The organism is Streptomyces sp. NBC_01451 (assembly GCF_036227485.1).
Taxonomy (GTDB): Bacteria; Actinomycetota; Actinomycetes; order Streptomycetales; family Streptomycetaceae; genus Streptomyces.
In genome coordinates this window covers 4,831,338-4,845,497 of the sequence record NZ_CP109479.1, presented here as the reverse complement: position 1 = coordinate 4,845,497, position 14,160 = coordinate 4,831,338, and the positions used below count along the sequence as shown (strand labels likewise).

Here is a 14,160-nt window from a genome sequence, read left to right as displayed (position 1 = left end):
GGGGCGTGACGTCGCCACACGGACAACAGTTCAACTTCTGGAAGGGGCGCGGGAACCACGCACAGCTGTACGACGTCTCTCGGAAAGGGAAAATCGGGGAACCCGCCTCAGCACGCGCACAACCAACTGTGCTAGTTACGAGTCACACGAGAGTGGCGTTCCGCCCGTTCGGCCAACTCGGCCGCTCTCCAGGGACATTCGGACGATCCAGACGTAATCGGGGTATTGAAGTTGATAACCGGCATCCAGGGCATCCGTTTTCGTAGAGCCGCAGCCGTGGTGGTCACCACCGGCGCCGTGCTCGCGACCGGAGCGCTCACCGCGGCGCCCGCTCAGGCGGCTCCCGCCGTTCCGACGATCGTCGCCAAGGGCGGCTATCTGATGAACAACGCCAACGGCGCGAGCCTGTACACCAAGGCCGCCGACACCAAGCTCTCCACCGGTTCCACCACGAAGATCATGACGGCGAAGGTCGTGCTGGCGACGGCGAACCTGAACCTCAACACCAAGGTCACGATCCAGAAGGCGTACAGCGACTACATCGTCGCCAACACCGCCTCCTCGGCCGGCCTGATCGTCGGCGACAAGGTCACCGTCCGCCAGCTGCTGTACGGGCTGATGCTGCCGTCGGGCTGCGACGCCGCGTACGCGCTCGCCGACAAGTTCGGCACCGGCTCGACGCGTGCCGCCCGGGTGAAGTCGTTCATCGCCAAGATGAACAGCACGGCCCGGAGCCTCGGCATGACGAACACCAAGTTCGACAGCTTCGACGGTATCGGCAACGGCTCGAACTACTCGACGCCGCGCGACCTGACGAAGCTCGCCAGCAACACCATGAAGAACGGCGCCTTCCGCGCGATAGTGAAGACGCAGAACTTCAAGGAGAAGGTGACCACCAAGACCGGTGGCACCCGCTGGATGAGCTGGGAGAACACCAACAAGCCGCTGCTGTCCGGCTACGCCGGCACCATCGGCATCAAGACCGGCTCCGGCCCGCAGGCCAAGTACTGCCTGGTCTTCGCCGCGACCCGCAACGGCAAGACGGTCATCGGCACGGTCCTCGCCTCCACCTCGGTCGCCAACCGCACGGCGGACGCGAAGAAGCTGATGAACTACGGCTTCGCGCGCCTGGGCTGACACCCGGTCAGCAGTCAGGAAAAGTGGGGGCCTGCCGCGCTCGGCGCGGCAGGCCCCCACTTTTTTGTGCCCGTTCCCTATGCCCAGGTGATGAGCTTCTTCGGCTGCTCCAGGATCGCCGCCACGTCCGCCAACACCTTGGAGCCCAACTCCCCGTCCACCAGCCTGTGGTCGAAGGAGAGGGCGAGGGTCGTCACCTGGCGGGGCTTCACCTTGCCCTTGTGGACCCACGGCTGGAGCCTGATCGAGCCGACCGCGAGGATCGCGGCCTCGCCGGGAGGAAGGATCGGCGTGCCCGTGTCTACGCCGAAGACGCCGACGTTCGTGATCGTCACCGTGCCGCCCTGCATGGCCGCGGGCGACGTCCTGCCCTCCCGCGCCGTGGACACCAACTCGCCGAGCGCCTCCGCCAGTTGCGGGAGCGTCTTGTCGTGGGCGTCCTTGATGTTCGGGACGATCAGGCCGCGCGGGGTGGCCGCCGCGATGCCCAGGTTCACATAGTGCTTGAGCACGATCTCCTGGTTCGCCTCGTCCCAGGACGCGTTGATGTCCGGATGGCGCTTGATCGCGACCAGCAGGGCCTTGGCGATGAGGAGCAGCGGGTTCACCCGCAGACCCGCCAGCCCGTACGAGTCGGGGGCCCCCTTGAGCTCCTCCACCAGCTTCAGTGTCCGCGTCACGTCGACCGTCACGAACTCCGTGACGTGCGGTGCCGTGAACGCCGAGCCGACCATCGCCGCCGCGGTCGCCTTCCGTACGCCCTTGACCGGGACCCGCGTCTCCCGCGTGCCGTCGTACGTGACGGCCGGCGCCGGGACCGCCGGGGTGACCGGCGTCGGGGCGTGCACCGGCTCGGGGGCCACCGGGGCCACCGCGGCGTGCACGTCCTCGCGCGTGATGACGCCGTCGGGCCCCGACGGGGTCACCGTCGTCAGGTCGACGCCGAGATCCTTGGCGAGCTTGCGCACCGGCGGCTTCGCGAGCGGTCGTCCGGCCACCGGGGCCAGGACGGACTGGCCGGGCAGGGCCGCCAGGCCGGCGAGGGCGCCATGGCCGCCGTGGCCGTTCGCCTCCGCCCGCCCGCTGTGGCCGTTCAGCTCCTGCTGGACCGCCGCCGCGACCTCCTGGGCCGGCACCTCGGCACCCTTGCGGGGGCGGCGCTTCGTCGAGGAGACGGACACGCCGTAGCCCACGAGGACCGGCTGGCGGGCCTGCGGCTTCACCTCCTCCGCCGGGGCTTCGGCGGCAGCCGGGGCCGCGTCCTCCACCTCGGCGCCGGCCCCGCCCGTCACGTCCACCGCGATGATCGACATACCCACGTCGACCGTCGTGCCCTCGGGGAAGTGCAGTGAGCGCACGACCCCGTCGTACGGGATGGGCAGTTCGACGGCCGCCTTGGCGGTCTCGACCTCGCACACCACCTGCCCGTCGGTGACGGTGTCGCCCGGCTGGACGTACCACTTGAGGATCTCGGCCTCGGTGAGTCCCTCGCCCACGTCGGGCATCTTGAACTCGCGAACGGACGCGTCAGTCATCGTCGTCACGTCCCTCTCCTCAGTACGCCAGCGAGCGGTCGACGGCGTCGAGCACCCGGTCCAGGCTCGGTAGGTACTCGTCCTCCAGGCGCGCCGGCGGATACGGGGCGTGGTAGCCGCCGACCCTGAGCACCGGGGCCTCCAGGTGGTAGAAACAGCGCTCCGTGATCCGGGCGGCGATCTCCGCGCCCGAGCCGAAGAACACCGGTGCCTCGTGCACCACGACCAGGCGGCGGGTCTTCTCGACCGAGGCCTGGACGGTGTCGAAGTCGAGCGGGGAGACCGACCGGAGGTCGAGAACCTCCAGGGACCGGCCCTCCTCGGCCGCCGCGTCGGCGACCTCCAGGCACAGCTTCACCATCGGGCCGTAGGCGGCAAGGGTGAGATCGGTGCCCGCGCGGACCACCTCGGCCTTGTGCAGCGGGCCCGGGATGGCCTCCGCATTGACCTCGGCCTTGTCCCAGTAGCGCCGCTTCGGCTCGAAGAAGATCACCGGGTCGTCGCTCTGGATGGCCTGCTGCATCATCCAGTAGGCGTCCGACGCGTTGGCCGGGGACACCACCTTGAGACCCGCCACGTGCGCGAAGAGCGCCTCCGGCGACTCGGAGTGGTGCTCGACCGCGCCGATGCCGCCGCCGTACGGGATGCGGATGACGATCGGGAGCTTGATCTTGCCCAGCGCGCGTGCGTGCATCTTCGCGAGCTGGGTGACGATCTGGTCGTACGCCGGGAAGACGAAGCCGTCGAACTGGATCTCCACCACCGGGCGGTAGCCGCGCAGGGCGAGGCCGATGGCCGTGCCGACGATGCCCGACTCGGCGAGCGGGGTGTCGATGACACGGTCCTCGCCGAAGTCCTTCTGGAGACCGTCGGTGACCCGGAAGACACCGCCGAGCTTGCCGACGTCCTCGCCCATGATCAGGACCTTGGGGTCCGACTCCAGGGCCTTGCGCAGCGATTCGTTGATCGCCTTGGCCAGGGCCATGCTTCTGGAAGTCACAGCCTTGGAAGTCGCCGGTTCTGCCGCCATGGTCATGCCCCCTCCACATCTGCGAACGACGCCTGGTAGGCGGCGAACTGGGCCCGTTCCTCGTCCACGAGCGCGTGCCCGTCGGCATAGGTGTGCTCGAACATCGCGAAGGGGTCCGGGTCCGGCATGGCACGGACCACTTCGCGTACTCGCCTGCCCAACGACTCGCTCTCGGCCTCCAGTTCCGCGAAAAATCCCTCTTCCGCGTGGTTTGAGGCCTCAAGGTACGTGCGCAGACGCGCGATCGGGTCCTTCGCCTCCCACGCCACCCGCTCGTCGTCGTGGCGGTAGCGGCTCGCGTCGTCGGAGGTGGTGTGGTCGCCCATGCGGTAGGTGAACGCCTCGACCAGCGTGGGGCCCTCGCCGCGGCGGGCCCGCTCCAGGGCCCACTTCGTCACCGCGAGGACGGCCAGTACGTCGTTGCCGTCCACCCGTACACCGGGGAAGCCGTAGCCCTGCGCGCGCTGGTAGAGCGGGACGCGGGTCTGCCGCTCGGTCGGCTCCGAGATGGCCCACTGGTTGTTCTGGCAGAAGAACACCACGGGGGCGTTGTAGACCGAGGCGAAGGTGAAGGACTCGGCGACGTCGCCCTGGCTGGAGGCGCCGTCCCCGAAGTACGCGATGACCGCCGAGTCGGCGCCGTCCTTGGCCACGCCCATCGCGTAACCGGTGGCGTGCAGGGTCTGCGAGCCGATGACGATCGTGTAGAGGTGGAAGTTGTTGCTGTTGGGGTCCCAGCCGCCGTTGTTCACCCCGCGGAACATGCCGAGCAGATTGGTCGGGTCGACGTCCCGGCACCAGGCGACACCGTGCTCGCGGTAGGTCGGGAAGACGTAGTCGTCGGGGCGGGTGGCGCGGCCGGAACCGATCTGGGCGGCCTCCTGGCCGAGCAGTGAGGCCCACAGGCCCAGCTCGCCCTGGCGCTGGAGAGCGGTGGCCTCGGCGTCGAAGCGGCGGGTCAGCACCATGTCCCGGTACAGACCGCGCAGGTCGTCGGAGGTGAGGGCGGCGACATAGGGGTCGTAGGCGGCGTTCCTGACGCGCCTGCCCTCGGGGGTCAGCAGCTGGACGAGGTCCGGATCGGCGCCCGTCCCGGCGGGCTTCGCCGTCGCCTTCACGGCCGGTTTCGCGGCCGGCTTCCTGGTGGCGGCGCGTTTGGCGGTGACACGCTTCGCGGCCGTGGCCGGTGCGTCGGCGGCCGGTGCGTCGGCGCTCTGGGGAGTGGTGCTCTGGGCGGTGGTGCGGGTGGTACCGGTCTTGCTTCCGGCGCTGCGTCGCGGTTTGCGCGCGGCAGTGCTCTCCACGGTCACGTGTACTCCTCCGTCGGTCCGGCCCCGGGGTTGCCGGGTAACCAGTGCGGTCACCTGTACCCGATACCCGTGCACGGGGTGGGTGCCGCTCGGCCGGGAACAGGCGTGACAGGCGCCCCGGCGAGCGTCCCGCAAGGGTCACGTTACCCAGTGCCTCATATTTCTATGAAACCCCCCTGACCTGCTATTTTGCTTGGAAATCCAAGTAAATTGAGCAAGTCGGGAAGGGGCCCTGGTCACAGCCTTGCAGGGGGCCGGAACAACGGCACGTTATCCCGCTCACCCGGCCCACGGGAAGAGCCGGTGTGTGAGACTGTCCGCGTGCCCGAAGACGGAAAAATCACCGTATTTCTCCTCGATGACCATGAAGTCGTCCGCCGGGGAGTCCATGAGCTGCTCTCGGTCGAGGACGACATCGAGGTGGTCGGCGAGGCCGGTACGGCGGCGGACGCGCTGGCACGCATTCCGGCCACCCACCCGGACGTGGCCATCCTGGACGTACGCCTCCCGGACGGCAGCGGCGTCGAGGTCTGCCGCGAGATCCGCTCCCGGGACACGGGCGTCAAGTGCCTGATGCTGACCTCGTTCGCCGACGACGAGGCCCTCTTCGACGCCATCATGGCGGGCGCGTCCGGATACGTCCTGAAGGCCATCCGCGGACATGAACTGCTGGCGGCCGTACGGGACGTCGCCGCAGGCAGGTCGCTGCTCGACCCGGTCGCGACCGCCCGGGTCATGGAGCGGCTGCGGGACGGCGGAAATCCGGCGAGGGGCGACGAGCGGCTCGCGAACCTCACCGAGCAGGAACGCCGGATCCTCGACCTGATCGGCGAGGGGCTCACCAACCGGGAGATCGGCGACCGGCTGCACCTGGCGGAGAAGACGATCAAGAACTACGTCTCCGGACTGCTGTCCAAACTCGGCATGCAGAGGCGCTCCCAGGCGGCGGCCTACGTGGCGCGGACGCAGGCGGAGAGACAGGGGCCGCGGCAGGGCTTTTGAGGGAGACCCCCCGAGTTCCTGAGGGCCCCAGGTTCCCGAGGGACTCCCCAGGTTCCTGAGGGACTCCCGCCCGAATCGGGACCTAAGGCCCCTTTTCTCGGGGCCAGCGCCCCTGGTGCGCCCGTCCTCCCGCCGCGCAACCTGAGTGCATGCCGACCGACGAACAGCGCGCCGCCGACCTCCTCGGCCGGGTCGAGCACGGCCGGGTGGCGACCAGCATGCGCGCGTTGCCCTTCCTGGCGTCCGCCCGGCACATCGTCGTGGACGGCCGGGTCCTGCTGCGCCTGCACAAGGGGCACGGGTACCACCGGGCATGCGTGGGCGGTGTCGTCGCCTACGGCGCGGATGTTCCGTCCGCACGGGCGCGGAGCCGGTCGTGGTCCGTGCAGGTCGTCGGGGAGTGCGCCGCCGTCGAGCCGACCGCCGCCGAGCTCGACCGGTTCGGCCCCGCACCGCGCTCCGTGGACGGCGTTCCCTTCGATCCCGTCTACCTCCGGGTCGAACCCCAGTTCGCGACAGTGCACTCCGTGATCGAAACCGACTGCCCGTGACTGTCCGCGGTCACCTGTGACTTCCTGTGACAAGCGCCCCGCTCACGCGCCCGGCTCGTGCCCTACCATCTGGCGCGTGCCGCGCTCATCTGTACCACCCCTTGCGTCCCATGCGCCCCCGCTGGGCGCCCTCCTCCGCCAGTACGCCGCCGGGTCCGCGCTGACCTGCGACCCCGTCGACCAAGGGCTGCTGAACCGCGGCTACCGGCTCGCCACCACGCGCGGCCACTACTTCCTGAAGCACCACTTCGACCCCGAGACCGCCGACCCCGCCGCGATCGCCCGTCAGCACCGGGCGACCCAGCGCCTCGCGGACCTCGGCGTCCCGGTGGCCCCGCCCCTGCCGGGCCGCGACGGACGTACGGTCGCCGTCGTCGGCGGCCACGCCTACGCCCTGCACCCCTGGATCGACGGCCGCCACCGCCACGGCGGCCAGCTCAGCACCGGCCAGTGCGGGCGGCTGGGCGCGCTGCTCGGCGTGGTCCACGCGAGCCTGGAACGCGTGATGCCGACACGGGGCCGGGTATCGGGCGATCGGGGCGAGGGCGGGCGCGAGGACGCCGGACAGGACCGGGCGGCCCCACAGGACCTGACCACAGGTAAGGAGAGGGCCGCGGGCCGGGAAGGCGCCGCCGCGCGGGAACTCCCCGCAGGTGCAGGTAGGGGGGAGGACACCGGTCGAGGACGGGCCGCCGGGCAGGGCGACCCCGGCGGCGGCGCCCGACAAACAGAGGCCGGCCGAGGAGAAACCGGCAGAGGGGGAGAGCCCCGGGATCCCGGCGGAGCCGACCACCTCCGGGACGCGACCCGGCGGAGCGGGACCACCGGACGGGGCCGGGCCGCCGCTCCTGCCGGTGCCTCGGCGAAGCCCCTCGCGCCGACCGCGCCCCCACGCCCGGCCGACACCCACCACCGTCCGCCCCACCCCTACACCCCCGCCGGGCAGCCGCAATCGCGGCCGACCGGTTCCAACGGCCTCGCCGATCCCCCGCACACCCCCTCGGCCGACCCCGCCGACACCTTCGCGCTCATCGACGACCTCCTGGCCCACGTACGCCGCCACCGCCCCACCGACGCCTTCGACGAACTGGCCCGCCACCGGCTTCTGGAACGGCGGGCACTGCTGGAGCAGCACGCGGACCGGCGGCCTCCGCCGGGCGGCTCGGTGGGCTGGGTGCACGGGGACTTCCACCCGTTCAACCTGCTCTACAAGGGGGACTCACCGGCCGCGATCGTCGACTGGGACCGGCTCGGTGTGCAGCCCCGCGCGGAGGAGGCCGTACGCGCCGCCGCGATCTTCTTCGTACGGCCCGCCGGCACGCTCGACCTGCCCAAGGTGCGCGCGTACGCGTGCGCGTACCGGCGTACGGCGGGGGCCACGCCCTCCGAACTGGGCGCCGCGGTGCACCGGGTGTGGTGGGAGCGCCTCAACGACTTCTGGATGCTGCGCTGGCACTACGAGCGGGGGGACACCCGCGCCGACTCCCAGTTCCCGGCCGCCTCGGCGCTCGCCGTGTGGTGGACGCGCGAGTACGACGCGGTGTGCGAGGCGTTCGTGGACTGACATCCGCCGGGGGAGCGAACCTGCCACCGGCCACCGGTCCCCGGTGAACGGCACGCGCGCGTGAAGCCCGCTTCGGGCCGCACGCGCGCGTGGAGGACGCTTTCCGTCAACCGGCCGCCGGTTCGCTCCCCGGGGCGGTCGGCAGGTCAGGGGGTGGTGCCCCCGTCAGCACCGCCGACGTCCGTTCCGGGGTCGCCCGACGTCTCGGACGACGGACTCGCCTCGTCCGACGGCTGCGACTCGGTGACCGACGGCTCCACGCTCGTCTCCACGTCCGACGGAGTGGGTGACGGCTCGGTGGAGGGGGTCGCGGACGGTGTGTACGACGGCGTGGCCGACGGTGTCCACTGGGACCCTCCGTCCGAGCCGCTGCCGTCGTCCGTGGCGGTGTTCGACGGCTCTTCGGAGACCTCGTCGCTCGGGCTCGCCGTGGTGTCGTCGGTCGTCGCGGACTGCGAGGTGGCCGGCGACTCCGTGGTGCCGGTGTCGCCGTCCGTGCCGCCGCCGTTCTGCAGGGCGAGGGCGACGCCCGCCGCGATGGCGATCACGGCGAAGAACGCCAGTATCCACAGCTTGCCCCGGCCGCCGCCCCGGTTGCCGTGCCCCTCGAAGCCGCCGTCGTCCCCGCCGCCGTACCCGGCGGGCAGGATCTGCTGGGGGATCTGGGTGGTACCGGCCTGCTCGCCCGGGTGGTTCATCACCGCGGTGCCGGCGAAGCCCCCCGAGGGGGTGTGCCGGCCGTCGTGCATGTCCACGGGCCCGGTGTTCCAGGTGCCGGTGTGACTGCCCTGGTCGTACAGCATCTGCAGGCCGTACTGGATGAGACCGCGCATCTCCTCTGCGGTCTGGAAGCGGTCGTCCGGTTCCTTGGCGAGGGAACGCATGACGAGCCCGTCGAGTTCCGGCGGCGCCGCCTCCGAGACCTGGGAGGGGGGCACCGGAATGTCCTGTACGTGCTGGTAGACCACGGCCAGCGGGGTCTCACCGGTGAACGGGGGCCGCAGCGCGAGGAGTTCGTACAGCAGGCAGCCGGTGGCGTACAGGTCGGAGCGGTGGTCGACGGCCTTGCCGAGGGCCTGCTCCGGGGAGAGGTACTGGGGCGTGCCCATGACCATGCCGGTCTGCGTCATCGTCGTGGACGCCCCGTGCAGCGCGCGGGCGATGCCGAAGTCCATGACCTTCACGGCGCCACCGTGCGTGATGATCACGTTGGCGGGCTTGATGTCGCGGTGCACGATGCCGTGCTGATGCGAATAGGCAAGCGCTTCCAGCACACCGGAGACGATGATCAGCGCCTGCTCGGGCCCCGGCGCCTCGGCGTTGATGAGGAGGTCGCGGATGGTGCGCCCCTCGACGATCTCCATCACGATGTACGGGACGGACTGACCGCCCACGGTGTCCTCGCCGGAGTCGTACACGGCGACGATCGAGTGGTGGTTGAGCCCTGCCACCGACTGGGCCTCGCGCGTGAAGCGGGCCTTGGAGATCGGGTCCTCGGCGAGGTCGGCGCGGAGAAGCTTGACCGCGACGGTCCGCCCCAGGCGTACGTCCTCGGCGGCGAACACCTCGGCCATGCCGCCCCGGCCGAGTCTGTGGGTGAGCCGGTACCGGCCGTCCCCTACCAGTCCGCCGTTGCCCCACAGCTCAGGCGCGTCTGACATACCGCCGCCAGCCGCCTCGGGGTCGGACGGGCCCTGAGCGCGCTGCTGTGCCATCAGTCCTCGCCGTCGTTTCTGCCCGCGGTGCGCGCGGTGTTGTTACGGTCTCCGTCGGCCACGCTACAGCCTCCACGCAAGCCTCCGAGCCGGGAGGCGATCCCGGAAGAGCTCCGGGAGGAACCCGGGTACGAGTCCCGGGCGGACCGGTTATCAAACCCGTTGCGGGTATCGGCGTGCAAATCCCCTGCGCGTCCGTACAGCCCCTGTAACGCTTCCGCGACGCTTCCCTCCCGTACGGTCACGGAACGGGCACCGCGCTTGACGTGTCAGTGCCCTCCGGCAGACTTGGCCCGGAATCAGCCGGTCGATCACGTGTGGCTGTGGAGAAGTTCGGGGGACGCGGAGACATGAGCCAGGACGGCGCACACGGCCGGTACGCGGGGCAGGCGCTCGCCGGCGGCCGCTACCAGCTGCGCGATCTGCTCGGCGAGGGCGGCATGGCCTCGGTGCACCTCGCGTACGACTCGGTCCTGGACCGGCAGGTCGCGATCAAGACACTGCACACCGAACTGGGCCGTGAGCAGGCCTTCCGCGAGCGGTTCCGCCGCGAGGCCCAGGCCGTGGCCAAGCTCACGCACACGAACATCGTCTCGGTCTTCGACACCGGCGAGGACGACGTGGCGGGAACGACGACCCCTTACATCGTCATGGAGTACGTCGAGGGGCAGCCGCTCGGCTCCGTTCTCGACGCGGACGTACGGCAGTTCGGGGCGATGCCCGCCGACAAGGCGCTGAAGATCACCGCGGACGTGCTGGCGGCCCTGGAGATCAGCCACGAGATGGGCCTGGTCCACCGGGACATCAAGCCGGGCAACGTGATGACGACCAAGCGCGGAGTCGTCAAGGTCATGGACTTCGGCATCGCCCGCGCCATGCAGTCGGGCGTCACGTCGATGACACAGACCGGCATGGTCGTCGGCACCCCCCAGTACCTCTCGCCCGAGCAGGCGCTGGGCCGGGCCGTGGACGCCCGCTCCGACCTCTACTCGGTCGGCATCATGCTGTTCCAGCTGGTCACCGGACGGCTGCCGTTCAACGCCGACTCACCGCTTGCGATCGCGTACGCGCACGTCCAGGAGGAGCCGGTCGCCCCCTCGTCGGTCAACAGCGCGCTGCCCCCGGCGGTGGACGCGCTCGTCGCCCGCGCGTTGAAGAAGAACCCGAACGAGCGTTTCCCGAGCGCCGTCGCCATGCGCGACGAGTGCCTGCGTGTGGCCGCGTCCCTCCACCCGGCCGCCCCGAACATCGTCCCGGGCACCCCGGCGCAGAGCGGCACGGGCGTCGCCTCCGCCGTGTTCCCGCCGGTAGACCAGGCGACCCCGGCCCCGCCCGGCTCCGTACGGACCCCGTACCAGCCGACCCCGCACCCGCAGCACGCGAACCCGTACGGCACCACCACTCCGCCCCCGGCGTACGCACCTCCGCACACGCCCCCGCAGACACCGGCTCCGGCGTACGGCTATCCGCAGCAGGCCGCGTACCAGACGCCCGGCGCGTACGTGCCGCAGCACACTCCCCCGGCCGCCTACTCGCCCGCGCCCGCGGCAACGTCCTTCTCCTCCTCCGGAGGCGGACGGAAGAGCAACACCCCGGTGATCGTGGGCTCGATCGTCGTGTCCCTCGTCGCCGTCGGCGGGCTGCTCCTGGCCCTGAAGCTGGGCGGGGACGACAGCGACAACGGCGGCGGGACCGGCACCGGCAGCACCCCGAGCGCCTCGGCGTCGCAGACGACGGGGACGGGGACAGGATCGGGATCGGGCTACAAGGGGCCGGACCTGAGCAAGAAGATCGACGCGGACGAGTGCGCGGAAGCGCCGGAGTCGTACACCGACCCGGACAAGATCCGGCTGCCCGACTTCCGCTACAAGGACCTGACCTCGGTCAAGCTCTGTTTCCAGGCGGCCGGCTGGCGGATGAAGGTCACGCGGATCAACGAGAACACGTTCGGCAAGGACCAGGTCACGGACCAGTTCCCCTCCGCGGGCGCGGACGCCGACCCGGAGAACATGCCGGTGATCGAACTGAGCGTATCGACGGGCTACCCGTCCTGACCGGGCGGTCGTTCATGGAGCGGGGCCCGGCAGCCGGTCGGTCGGCCACCGGGCCCCGCTCCATGAGATCTGGGCCGGACTGACGCAGGAGACTAGAGGTACGGCCCGCCCGTACGTCCGCCGGTACGCGGGTCGTCATCGCCCTCGTGGCCACCCACCCCCGGCGGCAGCGCGCGGCGCATCTGCTCCAGCTGGGCCCGCGCGGCCATCTGCTGGGCGAACAGGGCGGTCTGGATCCCGTGGAAGAGGCCCTCCAGCCAGCCCACCAACTGGGCCTGCGCGATCCGCAGTTCGGCGTCGCTGGGGATCGCCTCGTCCGTGAACGGCAGCGACAGGCGCTCCAGTTCGTCGACCAGCTCGGGCGCGAGACCGTCCTCCAGCTCCTTCACCGAGCTGGCGTGGATCCTCTTGAGCCGGACCCGGCTCGCCTCGTCGAGAGGAGCCGCGCGCACCTCCTCCAGCAGCTGCTTGATCATGCTGCCGATCCTCATGACCTTGGCGGGCTGCTCCACCATGTCCGTCACCGGGATCTCTCGGGAGTCGTCGTCACCGCCGCCGCCGAGAGCCATCCCGTCCTGGCCAACGACCAGGATCTGGGGGTTCTCCGGCGACCTTTCGTTCCTCGGCATCTCCATTCCGTCATTGTCTCGCACCAGGTGGCGGCTGCGGCCGGTGGGTCCGGCCCCGCTCTCCGCGTCCGGGATGCCGGACGGACGGGCGCGTGTGACGCTGGTCCCGTCGAACCCCGGTGACGGGCGAGGCCGACCGGCGACTCCGCAGCGGGAGGAGGCCAGCAACATGACTCCACGGCTCCGCACCCTGCGTACCTGCGGCATCCTGCTCGCCCTGGCGGCCCCCACGCTCGCCGCTTCCCCGTACGGCACGGCACCGCCGTACGACCGCGTCCCGTACGTCGCCCGGCCCGCCCCCGACGCCTCCCGGGCCGGGAGCCCGGCGGGTGAGGGGCGGGAGCGTCCCGGGCGGCGGGAGTCCGCGCCGCCCGACGAGACGACGTACGAGGAGGCCGTGCTCGCCCCCGTGCCCGCCTCGGTCCCGGACGGGCCGCGGGACGCCGACGCCCTGCCCGGCACGGTCTCCGGCCCGGTGCTGCGGATACTGCCGCTCGGCGGCGGGCTGGTCCTGATCGGCTCCGGCCTGGGCCTCGCCCTCCTGACGCTGCGGCTGCGCGTACGGCGGACGTGACCGGCGGGCGTGACCGGCGAGGACATCCCGCTACGGGACGACCAGCAGCACCTTCCCGACGTGCGCGCTCTCCTCCACGAGCCGGTGGGCCGCCGCCGCGTCGCTCATCGGGAACTCGCGGTCGACGACCGGCCGGACCTGACCGGCGGCGAGCAGCGGCCAGACGTGCTCGCGCACGGCGGCCACGATCGCCGTCTTCTCGGCGAGCGGGCGGGCACGCAGCGAGGTCGCGCTGATCGCGGCCCGCTTGGTGAGGAGCGCGCCGATGTTCAGCTCGGCCTTGACTCCGCCCTGCATGCCGATGATCGCGAGCCGTCCGTTGACGGCGAGGGCGCGGACGTTGCGGTCCAGGTACTTGGCGCCCATGTTGTCGAGGATGACGTCGGCGCCGGCACCGTCGGTGGCCTGCTTGAGCTCCTCGACGAAGTCCTGCTCCCGGTAGTTGACGAGGATGTCGGCGCCCAGCTCGGCGCACTGGTCGAGCTTCTCCTTCGTCCCGGCCGTCACGGCGACCCTGGCGCCGACCGCCTTGGCGAGCTGGATGGCCATGGTGCCGATGCCGCTGGAGCCGCCGTGCACGAGGAAGGTCTCACCGGGGCGGAGGTGGGAGACCATGAAGACGTTCGACCAGACGGTGCAGGCCACCTCGGGCAGCGCCGCCGCCCGCTTCAGGTCGATGCCCTCGGGCACGGGCAGCAGTTGCCCGGCCGGGACGGCGACCTTCGTCGCGTAGCCGCCGCCCGCGAGCAGTGCGCACACCTCGTCGCCGACGGACCAGCCGGAGACTCCCGGCCCGAGCTCGGCGATCCGGCCGGAGCACTCCAGACCGGGGTACGGGGAGGCGCCGGGCGGTGGGTTGTAGAAGCCCTGGCGTTGCAGGATGTCGGCACGGTTTACGGCGCCGGCCACCACCTCGACCAGCACCTCGCCCTCACCGGGCACGGGATCGGGGACCTCGGCCCACACCAGCGCCTCGGGCCCTCCGGGTTCGGGAATCGTGATCGCATGCATGAGGGGACGCTACCCCTCGTTCCGGCGAAAACGAGGTGCGGTCCGGGT

At 71.1% G+C, this 14,160-nt stretch carries 11 protein-coding genes and 2 pseudogenes; 7 read left to right on the top strand and 6 right to left on the bottom strand.

Annotated elements, in window-relative coordinates; genetic code table 11:
* The first annotated feature begins 231 nt into the window (after window positions 1–231).
* Window positions 232–1,137 carry a D-alanyl-D-alanine carboxypeptidase family protein gene (locus OG595_RS21275; RefSeq protein ID WP_329283086.1) on the top strand — a complete coding sequence of 302 codons (906 nt, stop codon included), beginning with the start codon at window positions 232–234 and terminating at the stop codon, window positions 1,135–1,137.
* A gap of 77 nt (window positions 1,138–1,214) precedes the next feature.
* Here the strand turns inward: OG595_RS21275 and OG595_RS21270 are convergent, their stop codons facing one another.
* From OG595_RS21270 to pdhA, 3 genes are read right to left on the bottom strand one after another with little or no spacing between them, the layout of a single operon-like run.
* On the bottom strand, window positions 1,215–2,681 hold the full coding sequence (locus OG595_RS21270; protein WP_329274157.1) for a dihydrolipoamide acetyltransferase family protein: 1,467 nt from the start codon (window positions 2,679–2,681) through the stop codon (window positions 1,215–1,217).
* A gap of 10 nt (window positions 2,682–2,691) precedes the next feature.
* Window positions 2,692–3,657 carry an alpha-ketoacid dehydrogenase subunit beta gene (locus OG595_RS21265; protein ID WP_329283084.1) on the bottom strand — a complete coding sequence of 322 codons (966 nt, stop codon included), beginning with the start codon at window positions 3,655–3,657 and terminating at the stop codon, window positions 2,692–2,694.
* A 47-nt stretch (window positions 3,658–3,704) separates the two neighbouring features.
* Entirely contained in the window at window positions 3,705–5,012 is a 1,308-nt protein-coding gene (gene pdhA, locus OG595_RS21260) for a pyruvate dehydrogenase (acetyl-transferring) E1 component subunit alpha (protein ID WP_329274154.1), read from the bottom strand.
* A 321-nt stretch (window positions 5,013–5,333) separates the two neighbouring features.
* Between pdhA and OG595_RS21255 the strand changes: the two genes are divergently transcribed.
* The 4 genes and pseudogenes from OG595_RS21255 to OG595_RS45380 form a co-directional block, all read left to right on the top strand.
* On the top strand, window positions 5,334–6,014 hold the full coding sequence (locus tag OG595_RS21255; protein ID WP_329274152.1) for a response regulator transcription factor: 681 nt from the start codon (window positions 5,334–5,336) through the stop codon (window positions 6,012–6,014).
* 149 nt (window positions 6,015–6,163) lie between these two features.
* The gene (locus OG595_RS21250; protein ID WP_329274150.1) at window positions 6,164–6,565 is read left to right on the top strand and encodes a pyridoxamine 5'-phosphate oxidase family protein; all 402 of its coding nucleotides are present in this window, start codon (window positions 6,164–6,166) and stop codon (window positions 6,563–6,565) included.
* Between the two features lie 76 nt (window positions 6,566–6,641).
* Window positions 6,642–7,175, top strand: a pseudogene (locus OG595_RS45385) (phosphotransferase); the annotation flags it as partial.
* A gap of 384 nt (window positions 7,176–7,559) precedes the next feature.
* Window positions 7,560–8,129: pseudogene (locus OG595_RS45380) on the top strand (phosphotransferase); the annotation flags it as partial.
* A 146-nt stretch (window positions 8,130–8,275) separates the two neighbouring features.
* Here the strand turns inward: OG595_RS45380 and OG595_RS21240 are convergent.
* The gene (locus tag OG595_RS21240) at window positions 8,276–9,847 is read right to left on the bottom strand and encodes a protein kinase domain-containing protein (protein ID WP_329283083.1); all 1,572 of its coding nucleotides are present in this window, start codon (window positions 9,845–9,847) and stop codon (window positions 8,276–8,278) included.
* A 347-nt stretch (window positions 9,848–10,194) separates the two neighbouring features.
* Here OG595_RS21240 and OG595_RS21235 point away from each other — a divergent pair, with 347 nt between their 5' ends.
* Entirely contained in the window at window positions 10,195–11,898 is a 1,704-nt protein-coding gene (locus OG595_RS21235) for a Stk1 family PASTA domain-containing Ser/Thr kinase (protein WP_329274146.1), read from the top strand.
* A 92-nt stretch (window positions 11,899–11,990) separates the two neighbouring features.
* Here the strand turns inward: OG595_RS21235 and OG595_RS21230 are convergent, their stop codons facing one another.
* Window positions 11,991–12,533 (bottom strand): bacterial proteasome activator family protein, encoded by a 543-nt coding sequence (locus OG595_RS21230; RefSeq protein WP_327696154.1) that lies wholly within the window; start codon window positions 12,531–12,533, stop codon window positions 11,991–11,993.
* Between the two features lie 163 nt (window positions 12,534–12,696).
* On the opposite strand from OG595_RS21230, the gene OG595_RS21225 reads away from it, so the two are divergent.
* Window positions 12,697–13,101, top strand: a complete 405-nt coding sequence (locus OG595_RS21225; RefSeq protein WP_329274141.1) for a hypothetical protein — start codon at window positions 12,697–12,699, stop codon at window positions 13,099–13,101.
* A gap of 30 nt (window positions 13,102–13,131) precedes the next feature.
* Here OG595_RS21225 and OG595_RS21220 read toward each other — a convergent pair whose 3' ends face one another.
* Window positions 13,132–14,112 (bottom strand): NAD(P)H-quinone oxidoreductase, encoded by a 981-nt coding sequence (locus tag OG595_RS21220; protein ID WP_329274139.1) that lies wholly within the window; start codon window positions 14,110–14,112, stop codon window positions 13,132–13,134.
* Window positions 14,113–14,160: the final 48 nt, after the last annotated feature.

What these genes read in the sequence shown, in the direction of transcription:
- OG595_RS21265 (WP_329283084.1), bottom strand. Translation starts at nt 3,657, where the DNA reads ATGGCCCTGGCCAAGGCGATCAACGAATCGCTGCGCAAGGCCCTGGAG.
- OG595_RS21250 (WP_329274150.1), top strand. Translation starts at nt 6,164, where the DNA reads ATGCCGACCGACGAACAGCGCGCCGCCGACCTCCTCGGCCGGGTCGAG.
- OG595_RS21235 (WP_329274146.1), top strand. Translation starts at nt 10,195, where the DNA reads ATGAGCCAGGACGGCGCACACGGCCGGTACGCGGGGCAGGCGCTCGCC.
- OG595_RS21230 (WP_327696154.1), bottom strand. Translation starts at nt 12,533, where the DNA reads ATGGAGATGCCGAGGAACGAAAGGTCGCCGGAGAACCCCCAGATCCTG.
- OG595_RS21225 (WP_329274141.1), top strand. Translation starts at nt 12,697, where the DNA reads ATGACTCCACGGCTCCGCACCCTGCGTACCTGCGGCATCCTGCTCGCC.
- OG595_RS21220 (WP_329274139.1), bottom strand. Translation starts at nt 14,112, where the DNA reads ATGCATGCGATCACGATTCCCGAACCCGGAGGGCCCGAGGCGCTGGTG.